Origin of the sequence: Micromonospora sediminimaris (genome assembly GCF_016863575.1) — a bacterium.
In the GTDB taxonomy this organism is placed as follows: domain Bacteria; phylum Actinomycetota; class Actinomycetes; order Mycobacteriales; family Micromonosporaceae; genus Micromonospora; species Micromonospora sediminimaris.
The window spans coordinates 389,319-404,566 of sequence record NZ_BOPD01000002.1 but is presented as its reverse complement, the minus strand read 5'-3'; the positions used below and the strand labels follow the sequence as shown (position 1 = coordinate 404,566).

At 72.5% G+C, this 15,248-nt stretch carries 14 protein-coding genes; 4 read left to right on the top strand and 10 right to left on the bottom strand.

The window, feature by feature from the left end:
* Nucleotides 1–56: 56 nt before the first annotated feature.
* The 3 genes from Vse01_RS01810 to Vse01_RS01800 all read left to right on the top strand — a co-directional run bounded on the left by Vse01_RS01810 (nucleotide 57) and on the right by Vse01_RS01800 (nucleotide 2,477).
* The gene (locus tag Vse01_RS01810; RefSeq protein ID WP_093402367.1) at nucleotides 57–1,214 is read left to right on the top strand and encodes a coiled-coil domain-containing protein; all 1,158 of its coding nucleotides are present in this window, start codon (nucleotides 57–59) and stop codon (nucleotides 1,212–1,214) included.
* Between the two features lie 53 nt (nucleotides 1,215–1,267).
* Nucleotides 1,268–1,861 carry a pyridoxamine 5'-phosphate oxidase family protein gene (locus tag Vse01_RS01805; RefSeq protein WP_093402366.1) on the top strand — a complete coding sequence of 198 codons (594 nt, stop codon included), beginning with the start codon at nucleotides 1,268–1,270 and terminating at the stop codon, nucleotides 1,859–1,861.
* Nucleotides 1,862–2,135: 274 nt separating this feature from the next.
* On the top strand, nucleotides 2,136–2,477 hold the full coding sequence (locus Vse01_RS01800; RefSeq protein ID WP_046564157.1) for an RNA polymerase-binding protein RbpA: 342 nt from the start codon (nucleotides 2,136–2,138) through the stop codon (nucleotides 2,475–2,477).
* Nucleotides 2,478–2,531: 54 nt separating this feature from the next.
* Here the strand turns inward: Vse01_RS01800 and Vse01_RS01795 are convergent, their stop codons facing one another.
* The 4 genes from Vse01_RS01795 to Vse01_RS01780 all read right to left on the bottom strand — a co-directional run bounded on the left by Vse01_RS01795 (nucleotide 2,532) and on the right by Vse01_RS01780 (nucleotide 7,357).
* Entirely contained in the window at nucleotides 2,532–3,089 is a 558-nt protein-coding gene (locus tag Vse01_RS01795; RefSeq protein WP_093402365.1) for an FxsA family protein, read from the bottom strand.
* 135 nt (nucleotides 3,090–3,224) lie between these two features.
* Complete coding sequence (locus Vse01_RS01790) at nucleotides 3,225–4,004, bottom strand: polyprenol monophosphomannose synthase (RefSeq protein WP_093402490.1); 780 nt, start codon at nucleotides 4,002–4,004, stop codon at nucleotides 3,225–3,227.
* Nucleotides 4,005–4,045: 41 nt separating this feature from the next.
* Complete coding sequence (lnt, locus tag Vse01_RS01785) at nucleotides 4,046–5,629, bottom strand: apolipoprotein N-acyltransferase (protein ID WP_232511110.1); 1,584 nt, start codon at nucleotides 5,627–5,629, stop codon at nucleotides 4,046–4,048.
* Between the two features lie 147 nt (nucleotides 5,630–5,776).
* Nucleotides 5,777–7,357, bottom strand: coding sequence for an FAD-dependent oxidoreductase (locus Vse01_RS01780; protein ID WP_093402364.1), 1,581 nt, complete (start codon nucleotides 7,355–7,357; stop codon nucleotides 5,777–5,779).
* 71 nt (nucleotides 7,358–7,428) lie between these two features.
* Between Vse01_RS01780 and Vse01_RS01775 the strand changes: the two genes are divergently transcribed.
* Complete coding sequence (locus tag Vse01_RS01775) at nucleotides 7,429–8,007, top strand: helix-turn-helix domain-containing protein (protein ID WP_093402363.1); 579 nt, start codon at nucleotides 7,429–7,431, stop codon at nucleotides 8,005–8,007.
* Between the two features lie 444 nt (nucleotides 8,008–8,451).
* On the opposite strand, the gene Vse01_RS01770 is transcribed toward Vse01_RS01775, so the two are convergent.
* The 6 genes from Vse01_RS01770 to kdd are packed head-to-tail and all read right to left on the bottom strand — an operon-like array spanning nucleotide 8,452 to nucleotide 15,204.
* On the bottom strand, nucleotides 8,452–9,783 hold the full coding sequence (locus Vse01_RS01770) for a glutamate mutase L (RefSeq protein ID WP_093402362.1): 1,332 nt from the start codon (nucleotides 9,781–9,783) through the stop codon (nucleotides 8,452–8,454).
* Complete coding sequence (kal, locus tag Vse01_RS01765; protein ID WP_093402361.1) at nucleotides 9,780–10,172, bottom strand: 3-aminobutyryl-CoA ammonia lyase; 393 nt, start codon at nucleotides 10,170–10,172, stop codon at nucleotides 9,780–9,782. The genes Vse01_RS01770 and kal overlap by 4 nt, the downstream gene beginning before the upstream one ends.
* Entirely contained in the window at nucleotides 10,169–10,924 is a 756-nt protein-coding gene (gene kamE, locus Vse01_RS01760) for a lysine 5,6-aminomutase subunit beta (RefSeq protein ID WP_093402360.1), read from the bottom strand. Before kamE ends, kal begins: the two co-directional genes overlap by 4 nt.
* Nucleotides 10,921–12,525 carry a lysine 5,6-aminomutase subunit alpha gene (kamD, locus tag Vse01_RS01755; RefSeq protein ID WP_093402359.1) on the bottom strand — a complete coding sequence of 535 codons (1,605 nt, stop codon included), beginning with the start codon at nucleotides 12,523–12,525 and terminating at the stop codon, nucleotides 10,921–10,923. Before kamD ends, kamE begins: the two co-directional genes overlap by 4 nt.
* Entirely contained in the window at nucleotides 12,522–14,090 is a 1,569-nt protein-coding gene (locus Vse01_RS01750) for an amidohydrolase (protein WP_093402358.1), read from the bottom strand. The genes kamD and Vse01_RS01750 overlap by 4 nt, the downstream gene beginning before the upstream one ends.
* A 4-nt stretch (nucleotides 14,091–14,094) precedes the next feature.
* Nucleotides 14,095–15,204, bottom strand: a complete 1,110-nt coding sequence (gene kdd, locus Vse01_RS01745) for an L-erythro-3,5-diaminohexanoate dehydrogenase (RefSeq protein WP_170863332.1) — start codon at nucleotides 15,202–15,204, stop codon at nucleotides 14,095–14,097.
* Nucleotides 15,205–15,248 lie beyond the last annotated feature (44 nt).

The following is a 15,248-nucleotide window of genomic DNA, read 5'->3' as shown; positions in this document are numbered from 1 at the left end:
CGGCGTCGCCGCGACCTGGTCGGCGGCGCTGGGCGGGGCACTAGACTGCCCGTTCGATGGACGTTCAGTCGACTTCCGCCGCCGACACCCGCCCCTGCGCCCACTGTGGGCGGGAGGTGCCGCAGCGGGCCGGCGCCGGCCGCCCGTTCCGGTACTGCCGGGACAACGACGGCGCCTGCCAGCGGGCCTCCCGGAACAGCCGCATGCGGCACCGCAACGCCCCGGGTCTGCCCGGGCAGGTGGCCCGGACCTGGGAGGCGGTGGACCGGCTCGACCAGATCGTGGACACCCTGACCGAGGCGCTGCACGCCGAGTTGTCCCCGGCCGGGGTGCAGCGGCAGCTGTCGCAGCTGCGTGCGGAGACCGCCGGGGAGATCGCGGCGGCGCAGACCGAACGCGACGAGGCGCTGCGGGCCGCCGAGGACGCGAACGCCCACGCCGAGCGGCAGCGTCGGCAGGCTCAGGCGGCGACCGTCGAGCGGGATGCAGCCCGGGCCGAGGCCGCCCGCGCGACCGAGCAGGCGGAATCGGCCGCCCAGCGGGCGCAGGATGCGCAGACCGCCCGGGACGAGGCGCGGCGGGAGGCCGCCGCCGCGCAGGCGTTGCGTTCGCAGGCCGAGGCCGATCGCGACGCCGCCCGCGCCGAGGTGACCTCGGTGCGCGCCGACCTGACCGCCGAGCGTCGTCGCCACGACGACCTGGTCGCCGAACGCGACGCCGCCCGTGCCGAGGCGGAGCGGGCCGCCACCGCCAGCGCCGCGACGCTGGCCGAGGCCGACCGGCTGCGGGTCGAGTTGAACCAGACCCGGGCCGCAGCCGAGCAGGCCCGAGTGGACACCGAGCAGGCCCGGGCGGAGGCTGCGCGGGCTGGCGCCGAGGCCGAGCAGGCCCGGGCGGAGTCGGCCGCGGCCCGGGCGGAGGCCGACCGGGCGGAGCAGGCGCGGGCGCAGGCCGAGGCCGACCGCGAACGGGCCCGGACGCAGGCCCGACAGGCCGGTGAGCAGCAGGCCGCGCTCGCCGGCCGCGCCGACCGGTTGGGTGAGGAACTGGCCGGCGTACGGGCGACGCTCAACGCCGCCGAGCGCCAGGTGAGCGAGCTGACGGTACGCCTACGCGCCACCGAGGCAGACCGCGACGGTGCCCGTGAGCGGGTGGCGCAGCTGGCCGCGAAGGTCGCCGACCTGGCCACCGCCCTCACCCGCCCCACCCCCTGACCCCCACCCGGCGCGGCGACGGGCGGCGGGTGGGGGTGGGGGAGGATGGCGGTATGGGTAAGACGCATGAGCGCATCGAGGGGCGGTTGCGGGAGTTCATCGAGGCACAGCCGATGTTCTTCACCGCGACCGCCCCGCTGGCCGGCGACGGCACCGTCAACCTGTCCCCGAAGGGCCTGCGGGGCTGCCTCGCGGTGCTCGACGAGCAGACGCTGGCCTATCTGGACTTCGCCGGCAGCAACGCCGAGACCATCGCCCACCTGCGGGAGAACGGCCGGATCACGCTGATGTGGTGCGCCTTCACCGGCCCGCCCAACATCGTGCGGGTACACGGCCGGGGCGAGCCGGTGTTCCGTGACGACCCCCGCTTCCCCGACCTGCTGGCACACTTCCCCGACATCGACGCCACCCAGCACGGCCTGCGGGCGGTCATCGTGGTGCACGCCCGGCTGATCCGCGACACCTGCGGCTACGCGGTGCCACTGATGACCTACGACACCGACCGGGACCTGCACGCCCGCCGTTTCGCCCGGGAGGACGACACGTCGCTGGACGCCTACTTCGCCGGCAAGGACAACGTCGCCACCAGCATCGACGGTCTGCCGGGGCTGCCGTTGCCGCTGCCACCGACACCGCGGACCGGCTGACCGGGCCGTCGCACACCAACGGGTGCCCGCCCGGCGCGTCAAACCACTGCGTCGCCGGGCGACGACCTCGGCCGGTTACCATTCCCGCTGGCGGTGACGGTCCGCCGAGACGACCCGGCCGGGACGACCCTCGCCGGGCGTACGTCATGGCCGGCTACCCTGGACTGCGCACCCGGGTGTACGGGGTTGTCGAGGCGCGGGGAGTGGGAATGGCCCGGCGGAGACGGACCGTTACACCGATAGGACCTGCACCACCGAAGAGGGGAAGTCGATCATGGGCGAGCGTATGCTGCGCGGAAGCCGGCTGGGCGCGGTCAGCTACGAATCCGACCGCAACACGGAGCTCGCGCCGCGGCAGACCCGCGAGTACCTGTGCGCCAAGGGTCACCAGTTCGAGGTGCCGTTCGCCGTCGACGCCGAGGTGCCGACCACCTGGGAATGCAAGTTCGACGGCAGCGTGGCCCGGCTGGTCGACGGCAGCGAGCCCGAGCAGAAGAAGGCCAAGCCGCCGCGCACCCACTGGGACATGCTGCTGGAGCGACGTTCGATCGCCGAGCTTGAGGACATCCTGGCCGAACGGCTGCAAGAGGTTCGCACCCGTCGCGGCCGCGCCTGACCCGTTCACGTCAACGGCGCCCCCGGAAGTCCCGGGGGCGCCGTTTCGCGTACGTCAGCGCGGTTCCACGATCTCACCCTCGATGGCCTCGCCCTCCACCGCCGGACGCGTCCCGGCAGCGGAGGTCTGCGGCGGTGTCGTCGCCGGGCCCTGCGGCGGCGGAGCCTGCCCCGGCTGCTGCGGCCCACCCCGGTACACCCGCACCCGACGGGGACCGAACAGGTCACCGGCGGTCATCGACGACACCCGACGCTCAGCGGCCCGCTGCACCGCACCCCGGGTCAACCGGCGCACCGGCGGCACCAGCAACAGCAACCCCACCAGGCCACTGACCAGCCCCGGGGTCGCCAGCAGCAACGCACCGAGCAGCCCCACCAGCCCGTCGGTCACCTGCCGACCGGGCGGCCGACCCGACTGCGCCGCCTCCCGGAAACCCCGCCACGCCCGCACGCCCTCCCGGCGCAGCAACACCAGACCCAGCAGCGAGGCCGCGAACACCAGCAGCGTCGCCGCACCGAACCCGAGCGTCCGACCCACCACCACGAACACGGCGATCTCCACGGCCACGGACACCAGCAGAGCCAACGGTACGAACCTCAGTGTTCGGCGCATTTCACCCCAACCGCCTCACGGCGCCTCATCGTGGCGGCCCCGCCCCGGCGGCGCAGCCGTCCCGTTCGTCAAGCATGACACGCGACCGCTCAGCGCGGGTTCGAGGAGGCTCGCCCGTGGCGAACCGAGCCGCGCTCAGGGCCACCGCGCCTGTCCAGCCGTGGCCGCGCGCAGCCCACGCCGCACCGCCGTACGCCGGTCACGCACCGCCCAGCCGGTGATCCGCCACAGCGCCTCCACGACGATCAACGGGCTCATCTTGCTGGCGCCGCGTTCCCGCTCGGCGAACGTGATCGGCACCTCCACGATCCGCGCACCCGCACGGTGCGCCAGCCGGGACAACTCCACCTGGAACGAATACCCCTGCGAACACACCGAATCCAGATCCAGGGCGTCCAGCACCCCGGCCCGGTAGACCCGGTAGCCGCCGGTGGCGTCGGCGACCGGCATACCCAACGCCAGCCGCGCGTACAGGTTGCCGCACCGCGACAGCAACAGCCGCCGCAACGGCCAGTTCACCACCCGGGCGCCCCGGGTCCACCGCGATCCGATCACCACGTCGGCGTCGCGGGCCGCAGCCAGCAACGCCGGCAGGTCCTCCGGGGCGTGGGAACCGTCGGCGTCCATCTCCACCACCGCATCGAAGCCACGCCGCCGCGCCCACGCGAACCCCGCCAGGTACGCCGCGCCGAGTCCCTGCTTCCCCTCCCGGTGCAGCACGTGCACCCGCCGGTCGGCGCGGGCGATGCCCTCGGCGATACCGCCCGTACCGTCCGGACTGTTGTCGTCGGCGACCAGAATCTCCACCTGCGGCGCGGCCACGCGGACCCGCCGCACGATCGCGGTCACGTTGTCGGCCTCGTTGTAGGTGGGGATGACCACCAGCACCCGACCCACGCCGGGCACCCCGGTCATCACCGGACGGATGTCGGTTCCGCGTACCACCGCTGCCCCCTTCACCCCGGGTGGGCGGCCCCCGGCACCGGTCGGCCGTCCCGCCGACGCCGCAGCACCGCCGCGCCGGCCAGCGCAGCCACCGCCAGCCCGGCCAGCACCACCTCCGGCAGCACCCCGACCCGGGTGGCCAGCGTGCGCCCCTCGGTCAGCCGCAGCTGCCGCACCACGACCGCGCGGGTGTTGAACCCGGTGGCGTCGCTTACCCGCCCGTCCGGGGTGACGAACCCGGACACCCCGACCGTGGACGCCATCAACGCCGCACGCCCGTGCTCGACGGCCCGCAGCCGCACCATGGCCAACTGCTGACGCGCCTCGGCCTCGTCGAAGGTGGCGTTGTTGGTCTGCACCACCAGCAGCTGCGCCCCACCGACGACGGTGTCGCGGACCAGCCCGTCGTAGGCGACCTCGAAGCAGATCACGTCGCCGAGCACCACCGGCCCGCTGTCGACCACCCCAGCCTCGGTGCCGGCCACGAAATCGGCCCGTACCCGGTCGACCTGGTCGCTGACCATCCGGGCGATCCGGCGCAGCGGCACATACTCGGCGAACGGCACCGGATGCCGTTTGACGTACAGCTGCTCCAGGTCGGGTCCGCTGCCCGGACGCCACAGCAGTCCCGCGTTGCGCACCTGCCCCCGTTCCGGCCCGAACAGCACGGCGCCGACCAGGATCGGCACCCCGACGGCGTCCGCGGCGGCGGAGATCCGCGCCCCGGCCGACGCGTTGCGCAGCGGGTCGATGTCGCTGGAGTTCTCCGGCCACACCACCAGATCCGGTCGGGGTCGGGTGCCGGCGGTGACCTCGCCGGCCAGGGCGATGGTGGCGTCGACATGGTTGTCGAGCACGGCCTGCCGTTGCGCGTTGAAATCCAACCCGAGCCGCGGCACGTTGCCCTGCACGATCGCCACCGTCACACTCGCCGTGTCCCGGGTGGTGGCCACCGGCACCGCCAGCCCACCGGCGAACAGCAGCAGCACCGCCGCGGCACACCCGGCCGCGGGCGCCCACCAGCGGGGGCCACCGGTGCCGCGGCGGGCCCGTGCCGTCCACCACGCCCCGGCGACCAGCAGCCCACCGGACAGCGCCACCGCGAACGTCACAAGCGGCGCACCACCGAGCGCGGCCAGCCGCAGCAGCGGCGACTCGTCCTGGCCGAACGCCAGCCGACCCCACGGGAACCCGCCGAACGGCGTCCGGTCGCGCAGCGCCTCCTGCCCCACCCACAGCACGCCGGTCAGCGCCGGCCACGCCGCCGGGAACCGGTCGGCCAGCGGCGACACCCACGCCGTGGCCATCCCCAGCACCGCCAGGTAGCCGGCCTGCAACAACGACAGCAACACCCACGGCAGGTAACCGGTGTGCAGGTTCGTCCAGGCCAGCAACGGCGCGAACAGGGCCAGACCGGTCAGGAAGCCCAGACCGGCGCCGGCCCGCAGCCGCCGCCGGTGGGTCGCGGCCGCCAACAGGGCCACCCCGACCGGCGCCAGCGGCCACCACCCGTACGGAGGGAAGGCCAGCAGCAACGCCAGGCCCGCGGCCACCGCCATGGCGACGGCCACCGGCAGGCGCACCGGGCCGGCCACCGCCGGGGCAGGTGGCGGTGGGTCGGACCCGGCGGCACGGTCCACGGTCGTCACGGGCGGGTCGGGCGCGATCACGCGCCGAAGGCTACCCGCCCGCCATGATCGTCCGCCGACGACCCGACCCCCGCCCCGGTGGTGGAGTGACAGTCAACGGCGGCGGGCCAGCAGCACCGCGTCGTGATGGACCACCTCACGCCCGTCCGGATCCGTCACGGTGCGGGGCCGGACCTGCACCGTGAGCGCCTCGAACTGGTCCGGGTCCAGCTCCGCGGCGGCCTCCTCGGCGGTGTACATCATCTCCGGATAGTGCAGGCGATGCCCGGAGTTGGGCAGGTCCGCCGGGTGGTGCCCGACGATCAGCAGCCGCCCACCGGGCGCGACCGCGTCGGCCAGCCGGGCGAAGACCTCCCGCCGCTGCGGCGGCGGCAGCTGCATGAACTGCGCCGACACCAGGTCGTACGCGCCGGACGGCGGTGACCACTCGAACAGGTCGGCGTGGGTCCACTCGATCCGGGCGGCCACCTCCGCGCCGGCGGCCTGGGCGTGACCGGCGGCCCGGGCCAACGCGACGGTGGAGATGTCCACCGCATGGACCTGCCAGCCCCGCTCGGCCAGCCACACCGCGTCGGCGCCCTCACCGCTGCCCACGTCCAGCGCCCGACCGGGCGTCAACTCGCTGACCTCGGTGACCAGCTGCGGGTTCGGTCGGCCGCTCCACACCGCCGGCTTGGACCGGTAACGCTCCTCCCACGCCGCCTCGGTGAACATGGTCTCCCGCTGCCGCCGGTGCTCGGCCACCGCCTCGCGGGTGTCCTCCTCCACCAGATCCATGTTGATCATCCCGCCGGCGGTCGTACCGGATGCCGCGGCACGAATCACCTGGGCGGACAGATCAGCCACGTTGCCGGCCACCCACACCCCCGGTACGGAGGTCGCGCCGGTGGCATCGGCCGGAATCTGCCGACCGATGACGTGACCGGAATGCTCCACGTCTACCGGGACCAACCCGAGCGACTCCAGCAACGCCGAGCGGGCCGTCATCCGTGCGGCGACCACCACCGCGTCGAGCTCCACCAGCTCGCCGGAAGCCAACCGCACCCCGGTCAGCCGGTCCTCGGCGGTCTCCACGGCCACCACCCGCCCGGGCACCACGGGGACACCCAGGGCCGCCAACTGTTCGGCCTCCTGCGGGCCGGGCGCCGGGCCGTCGTGCAGCAGCAGCCGCACATGCGGGCTCCACTGCCGCCACAGCTTCGCCCCGTGCACGGCCAGCGGCCCGGTGGCCAGCACCCCGATCCGCCGGTCCCGGACCTCCCAGCCGTGACAGTACGGGCAGTGCAGCACGTCCCGCCCCCACCGCTGCGTCAACCCGGGCACCTCGGGCAACTCGTCGACCAGCCCGGTGGTGACCAGCAGCCGCCGGGCTCGCACCGTACGCCCCCCGTCGACGGTGACCACGAAGCCGCTGTCGTCGCGGACGACCGCGTCGACCCGCCCGGCCACGATCTGCCCGCCGTACGCGGTGACCTCCGCACGGCCCACGGCCACCAACTCCCCCGGCGGCGTGCCCTCCCGCCCGAGATAGTTGTGCACCCCGGCGGCCGGGGCGTTACGCGGCTCCCCCGCGTCCACCACCAGCACCCTGCGCCGGGCCCGGGCCAGCGTCAGCGCCCCGGCCAACCCGGCCGCCCCGCCGCCGACCACCACCACGTCATACCTGTCGTCCATTGCCGCCCCCTCGTCGGTGATGCCTCACACCCTGCAACCAACCCCGCCGATCGACAAGTAATGTTGCTGTTATGGCAAACGAGGAGGCGGCGGTGCTGGCAGCGGTCGGACCCCGACTACGCGCCCTGCGAAAACAACGCGGCACCACCCTGAACGAACTCTCCGACGCCACCGGCATCTCGGTGAGCACCCTGTCCCGGCTCGAATCCGGGCAACGCCGCCCCACCCTGGAACTACTGCTGCCGCTGGCCCGCGCCCACCAGGTGCCCCTGGACGAACTGGTCGGCGCACCCGCCGTCGGCGACCCCCGGGTACGCCCCCGCCCCATCGTCCGCCACGGCATCACCTTCCTGCCGCTGACCCGCCGCCCCGGCGGCCTGCAGGCGTTCAAACAGATCCTGCCCCCACACACCCCCGCCGAGGCGCAGCCACAGACCCACGAGGGCTACGAGTGGCTGTACGTGCTCTCCGGCCAGCTACGACTACGCCTCGGCGAGCACGACCTGCTGCTCACCCCCGGCGAGGTCGCCGAGTTCGACACCCGGATACCGCACTGCGTCACCAACCCCGGCCCCGAAACCACCGAAGTGCTCAACCTGTTCGGCCCGCAGGGCGAACGCCTGCACGTACGCGCCCGCCCCGCAACCTGAACCAGAAACGAAGTCGGGGCGCGGCATATGCCGCGCCCCGATGCTCCCAGGCCCCTCCCGGCCGGTGCGGCGGAATGTGGCACGCCGACCTTCGGACCGACCCGACGATGACTGGCTGTCCCCGCCTGACCGTTGTCTACTGGCCGTGCACCCCATCCTGCCCGTACACCGGTAACCGCGGCCGGTTCGCGCCGCCCCGCCGACCCCCGCCCGCTGGACCTGGCCGCCGCGACTGAACATGCACCGTGTCGCTCGGCCAGCGGACGAAGGGACGAAGCGAACAACAGCCGCTTCCCGTGGTAGGACTCAAAGACGGTACGTGGCCCACCCCCGGCCTTGTCAACCCACCCCCGACGAGTCGTCGCACCACCCCGGCGTGTCGCGGCGGCGGCAACCCCGACAACCACCCGCCGACCTACCCGCGACCGCCGCCGTCCACCCTGGTCAAACGAGCAACGACCGCAACAACCCCCGAGCCGCCACCGGATGCCCGTCGGCGAGCAACCCGGCGGCGGCCAGCACATAGTCGGTGTCCACCACCGGCCGCGCCGCCCGCGGCAACGCCCACCCACCGGCATGGTCGGTCAACACCGCGTCCAACACCCCGGCCGCGTCGTTGGCCGGAGCGTGCCGCAGCACCCCACCAGAACCGACCAGCAGTCGCACGTCCCGCAGATCCCGGCCGGCCCGCTCACCGGTGCCCACCCCACGGGCATGCCGACGCAACGCCACCGTCGCCGCCAACGCCGCGATCCGGGCATCGACGGCCCGCCCCACGGCGTCGCCCGGCAGAAAACCGGGATCGGCGGCACGCACCGCGGCCTCAGCCGCCAACCCGTCGACCGCCCCCGCCGCGAGCAGACGTTCCGCCACGGCCGCCCGCACCACCCCCGGGGCGCTCCACCGCACCCCCAGATCCCCCTCGACCGTCCGAGCCCGCCACAACTCACCGGCCACCTCCCGGCCCGGCCCACTGGCCCGCTCATCCGGCGTGAGCACCGAATACACGTCCGTCGTCGCGCCACCCACGTCGACCACCACCAGGTCACCGCCGGCCACGTCAGCCAGCACCTCCACCCCCGACAGCACCGCGTCCGGCGTCGCCGCCCGCACCAGCCGGGCAAACCGGCCACCCCGCGACAACCCCTTACCGCCGATCACATGCCGCAGGAACACCTGCCGGATCGCCGACCGCGCCGACAACGGCGCCAACACCCCGATGCGGGGCAGCACATTGTCGGCCACCGTCACCGGCACCCCCGCCCCGGCCAACAACCCGTGCAGGTCGGCACGGACATCGACGTTGCCCGCCAACACCACCGGCACCCGCCACCGGGCCCGCGCCAACCGCGTCGCGTTGTGCGTGAGCGTCTCCGCGTCCCCGCCGTCCGTGCCACCCACCAGCAGCACCACGTCCGGGCGGGCCGCCCGCAACGCCGTCAACTCCGCCCGACCCAGCCGCCCGGCCGCCACATGCACCACGTCCGCCCCCGCCGACAGGCCGACCCGCCGACCCGCCTGCGCGGTCACCAACGGCTCGTAGCCGATCACCGCCAGCCGCAACCCGCCGCCCGCCGACGAACACACAAACCACGGCACCTCACCCGAGGTGAGCCCGACGGTCGCCGCACCCACCGCCGCGTCCAGGCCCCGCAGCACATCCGACCCCACAGTGGTCGGCGCCGCCGCCGTCGACACCAACCCACCACCGTCGAGATCGACCACCGCGACCTTCGTGTACGTCGAACCCACGTCGGCGCAGACCGCGACGTTCACACCGCAGCAGGCACGACCACCGTGCCGGTCGCCGTCACCGCCACCAACGGCTCGGCCAACACCTCCGCCGCCGACGAACCCCGATCCGGCCGCCCCCGACACACCACCCGGGCCTCGAAGTCGATGGTGCGGCTCCGGGTACCCACCCGGGTCACCGTCGCCACCACCTCCAGCACGTCACCAGCCCGCATCGGCGCCTTGAACTGCACATCCGAATACGACGCGAACAACCCCTCGTCCCCGTCGGTACGGATACACACCTCGGTGGCCACATCCCCGAACAAACCCAACGCGTACGCCCCATCGACGAGATCACCCGCGTAGTGCGCGTGCGCGTACGGCACATACCGCCGATGAGTCACCGTCACACCCAACCGCCGGTCAGTCATGCCACCGTCGCCTTCCTACCCGTGATCAACGCGTGGACCAGATAGGACGCCACCTCACCCGGAGTCGTACCCCGACCGAAGATCCGATCCACCCCCAGCTCAGCGGCCTGAGACTCGTCGAACCGCGGCCCACCCACAATCAACAACGGCCGCCGCCCCGCCGGCATCGCCTCCCGGAACGCCGCCGACATCTCCCGCGTGTTGTGCAGATGCGCATCCCGCTGCGTCACCACCTGCGACACCAGCACCGCATCGGCCCGCGCCACCCGCGCCGCCTCCACCAACTCCGGCACACTCACCTGAGCACCCAGGTTCGTCACCGACAACTCCCGGTAGTACTCCAGACCCTTCTCCCCCGCGATCCCCTTCACATTGAGAATCGCGTCGATACCCACCGTGTGCGCGTCCGTACCGATACACGCCCCCACCACCGACAACTTCCGCCGCAACCGCCGCTTGACGACCGCGTTGACCTCCTTGGCGCCCAGCAACGGGAAATCCCGCTCCACCACCCGCACCGCCGACAGGTCCACCAGATGGTTCACCCGCCCATACACCACAAAAAACGTGAACCCGTCACCGATCGGCTTCGCGTGCACCAGCAACGCCGGATCCACACCCATCTTGTTCGCCAACTGCACCGCCGCACCCTCGGCCCGCTTGTCATGCGGCACCGGCAACGTGAACGACACCTGCACCATGCCGTCCCCGGTGGTGTCCCCGTACGGCCGGACGATCTTCTGCTCGCTCACGGCCGGACCTCCTCGGACCGCGACCCCGGCACCCGCCCGCCCGCACCCGGCTGCTCCAGGATCTCCGTGGCCGGGTTGTAGTAACCCGCCTCATGCCGCGCCACCCCGTCCAGACCCTTACCCCGATCCGCCGGCCGCTTCATGATCCCGAACGTGCCCTCGGCGATCGCCGTCAACACCGACTGCGCACCGATCCGCTCCAACAACCCCACCGCCTCGGCCAGCACCCGATGGGCGCGCTGCTGGATGAACCCACCCGGCGCCGGCACGAAATCCTCGTGCAACCCACCCGCCGCACCGAGCACGTACCGCACGTTCTGCAAGGCGATGTCCCGGTCCGACAACCACGGCGTCACCACCGCCTCCGTCATCATCCCCACCAGCAGGATGCCCTGCCCCGTCATGGTGCCCACCAGATTGAAGAACCCGTCCAGCAGATTCCCCCGGAACACGTCCCCGGTCATGTGCTTCGTCGGCGGCATCCACTTCAACGGCGCATCCGGAAACAACTCCCGCGCCAGCAACGCGTGCGCCAACTCCAGGCGAAACGACTCCGGCACATCCGGGTTGATCTCAAAAGCGTGCCCCAACCCCAACTGCCAGTCCGCCAGCCCCGCCTCATGCGCGAAATACTCGTTCAGCAACTGCGACACCGTCACCGTGTGCGCCTCGTCCACCGCATCCGCAGTGGTCAGGTAGTTGTCCTCACCGGTGTTGATGACGATCCCCGCCCGCGCGTGCACCTGCCGCGAAAACCGCTGATCCACGAACGTCCGCACCGGATTGATGTCCCGGAACAGAATCCCGTACATCGAATCGTTGAGCATCATGTCCAACCGCTCCAGACCCGCGAGCGTCGCCATCTCCGGCATGCACAACCCCGACGCGTAATTCGTCAGCCGCACATACCGACCCAACTCCTTCGACGACTCGTCCAACGCCGCCCGCATCAACCGGAAGTTCTCCTGCGTCGCATACGTGCCCGCGAACCCCTCCCGGGTCGCCCCCTCCGGCACATAGTCCAGCAACGACTGCCCCGTCGACCGGATCACCGCGATCACATCCGCCCCGGCCCGCGCCGCCGCCTGCGCCTGCGGAATGTCCTCGTAGATGTCCCCCGTCGCCACGATCAGATAGATCCACGGCCGCTGCCTCGGATCCCCGTACCGCCTCACCAACCGGTCCCGCTCGGCCCGCCGCCGATCGATCCGCCGGATCCCCGCCGCCACCGCCCTACGGGCGGCCCGCCGCGCCGCCGTCGCCGCCCGACCGGACGGCACCTGGAACCGCACCGACCCCGCCGCCGCCTTCTGCGCCAGCAACGTCACATCCGTGGTCTGCTCCCGCACCAGCGCGTCGAACACCGGCAACGCCACCCCGTGACCCAACCCGACATCCGCCACCACCGCATCCACCAGCCGGTTCACCCACGGAATACCGTCCGGATCCGCCCCGACCACCCCGGCCAGCCGCAACACCGCCCGCTCCACCGACACCGTCGTGTGGCTACGCGCCAACTCCACCACCGGCCGCCCGGCCCGCCGCGCCAACTCCCGCGCCCGCGCCACCAGCACCGGATCCAGATCAAGCTTCCCCGTCACGCGGACCCTTCCTCATAGATCACCTCACCGCGCAACACCGTGCGCCGGCACACCGGCAACGGCGTCGGATCATCCGCGCCACGCGCCTCCGGATCCGCGGCCTGCAACACCGGCAACCCCCGCTCCACCCCCGCAGGCGTGGACCACACCGCGAACGTCGCCGGCGCACCCAACGCCAGAACCCCCTCGTTGTCCAGATGCACCGCCCGCCAACCACCCCGCGTATGCGCCGCGAACGCCGCCCGCACACTCATCCGCTGCACCGGGTTGTGATGCGCCACCGCCGCCCGCACCGAACCCCACGGATCCAACGGCGTCACCGGCGAATCCGACCCGAACGCCAACGCCACCCCGACCCCGTGCATCGCACCCATCGGATTCGACGCCAACGACCGCGCCAACCCCAACCGCGACTCGTACATCCGGCCCGCGCCACCCCACAACCGGTCGAACGCCGGCTGCATCGACGCCACCACCCCGAACTCCACGAACCCGGCGATCAACCGCCGATCCACGATCTCCGCGTGCTCCACCCGATGCCGCGCCGCCCGCAACCGATCCGTACCCAACCGCCGCGCCGCCCCCGCGAAACCCTCCAGCACCGTCGACACCGCCGCGTCACCGATCGCATGGAACCCGCCCTGCATCCCGTGCGCCGCACAATCCAACAAATGATCACGAACCTGGTCCGCGCTCAGATAACCGTGACCACACCCGTCACCATCGACATACGGCTCCGACAGATGCGCCGTCCGCGAACCCAACGCACCATCGGCGAACAGATCACCGCCGGCACCGACCGCACCCAACTCCCGCGCCCGCGCCGCACCACCCAACTCACCCCAGTACCCGTACACCTCCGGCACCCCCGCACCGGAAATCCCCAACAGGCCAGTGAAATCCTCCTCGTCGGAAATCTCCGGCCCACCACACTCGTGCACCGCCGCGATCCCCACCGACGCCGCATGCCCCAACGCCACCCGCTGCGCCGCCACCCGCTGCGCCCGCGTCACCGACGCCCGCGCCACCGCCCGCACCACATGATGCGCGTCCCGACGCAGCCAACCCGACTCGTCGTACCCAGGCGCGGCAACCGCCTCCGGACACGCCGCCAACAACGCCTCCGACACCAACGCCGAATGAATCGACGCCTGCGACAGGTACACCCGCCGACCACCGGCCGCCCGCCCCAACTGCGCCGCCGACGGCGGCTGCGCCACCGCCCACGTCGACTCGTCCCACCCGTGACCCAGCACCACCGCGTCCGCCGGCAGCCCCGCCGCGTACGCCGACACCGCGTCCAACAACTCACCGGCCGACCGCGCCCCGGACAGATCCAGCCCGGACAACACCAGACCCGTGTCGCTGACATGCACGTGCGCATCCACGAAAGCCGGCGTCACCAACGCACCGTCCAGCTCCACCACCCGGTCCGCCGACGGAGCGTCGGCATCCGAACCCAGCCACACGATCCGCCCGTCACGGACCAGCAACGCCGTCGCGGACGGATCCGCCGGGCAGTGCAACACACCAGCGCGGTACAACGTCGAGGGGTTGTTCGTCATGAGCTCAGTCTGCCGCCAGCCGAGCCTCGAACAGCCCACGCACCCCCGGCTCACCCCGCAGCAGACCCAACGCCAACTCCGCGTGCCCCGGCACGTACCCGTTGCCGACAAGCATCGTCACGTCCGCCGCCAGACCCTCCGCACCCAACGCCGCCGCCGCGAAGCTCGTCGCCATCGAGAAAAAGATCACCGTGCCGCCGTCCGCAGTCGCCAACACCGCCCCGTGCTCACAACCCGGCACATCCACGCACACCACCGTCACGTCCGCCGGCACCCCGAGCGCCGACGTCACCGCCGTCGACAACGCCACCGGATCACGGGCGTCGGCCAACACCACCGCATCGGCCAGACCCGCCGCCACCAGCGCCTCGCGCTCCGCGACCACCGGCACCACCCCGACCGTACGGCCCGCGCCCGCCCGCCGCGCCGCCGCCAGCGCCAACGAACCACTCTTGCCCGCGCCGCCGACCACCGCCACCGTCACCGGTCGGGCCTCCCCCTCGACCGCCCGCTCGGCCACGTACCGGGACACCACCCGCGACGCCAACGCCGGCGCACCACACACGTCCAACACCGCCAGAGACAGCTGCGGATCCAGATCCCCCGGCAGCACCGCCGCGACCGACCGGGCGAACAGAATCGCCCACCCCGCACACGGCACCTGCTCGCTCCGGCCATCCCAGCCGGCCAACCCGTCGGTCACCACCAGCGGAGTCAACGTCAGCGACACCAGCGTGGCCACCCGCTCGCCCGCCTTGAGCCCCAACGGCGAACGTCGCCCCGCCTCCTCGACCGTGCCGATCAGCATGCCGCCCGACCCCGTCACCGGGTTCTGCATCTTTCCCCGGGTCGCGATGATGTCGAGCACCTCGGCCCGGATCGCGTCGCCGTCCCCGCCGTGCTTGACGGACAACTGCCGGAAACTCGCCGCGTCCAGATTCAGCCGCTCCACCCGGATCCGCACCTCGTTCGGCGCGATCTCCGGACGCGTGTCGAGCCGCCAGGCCGCCTGAGGCAACACGCCCCCGGGCTCCAGGACGCGATGCAGACCCACCGGTGACGTCACGCCAACCTCCCCTGTCTGACCGCCTGAAGCTTCGCCTTGGACTCGCATGGCGGGAAAACTTACGGCAGAATAATTTCTCAACCGAAATTTTT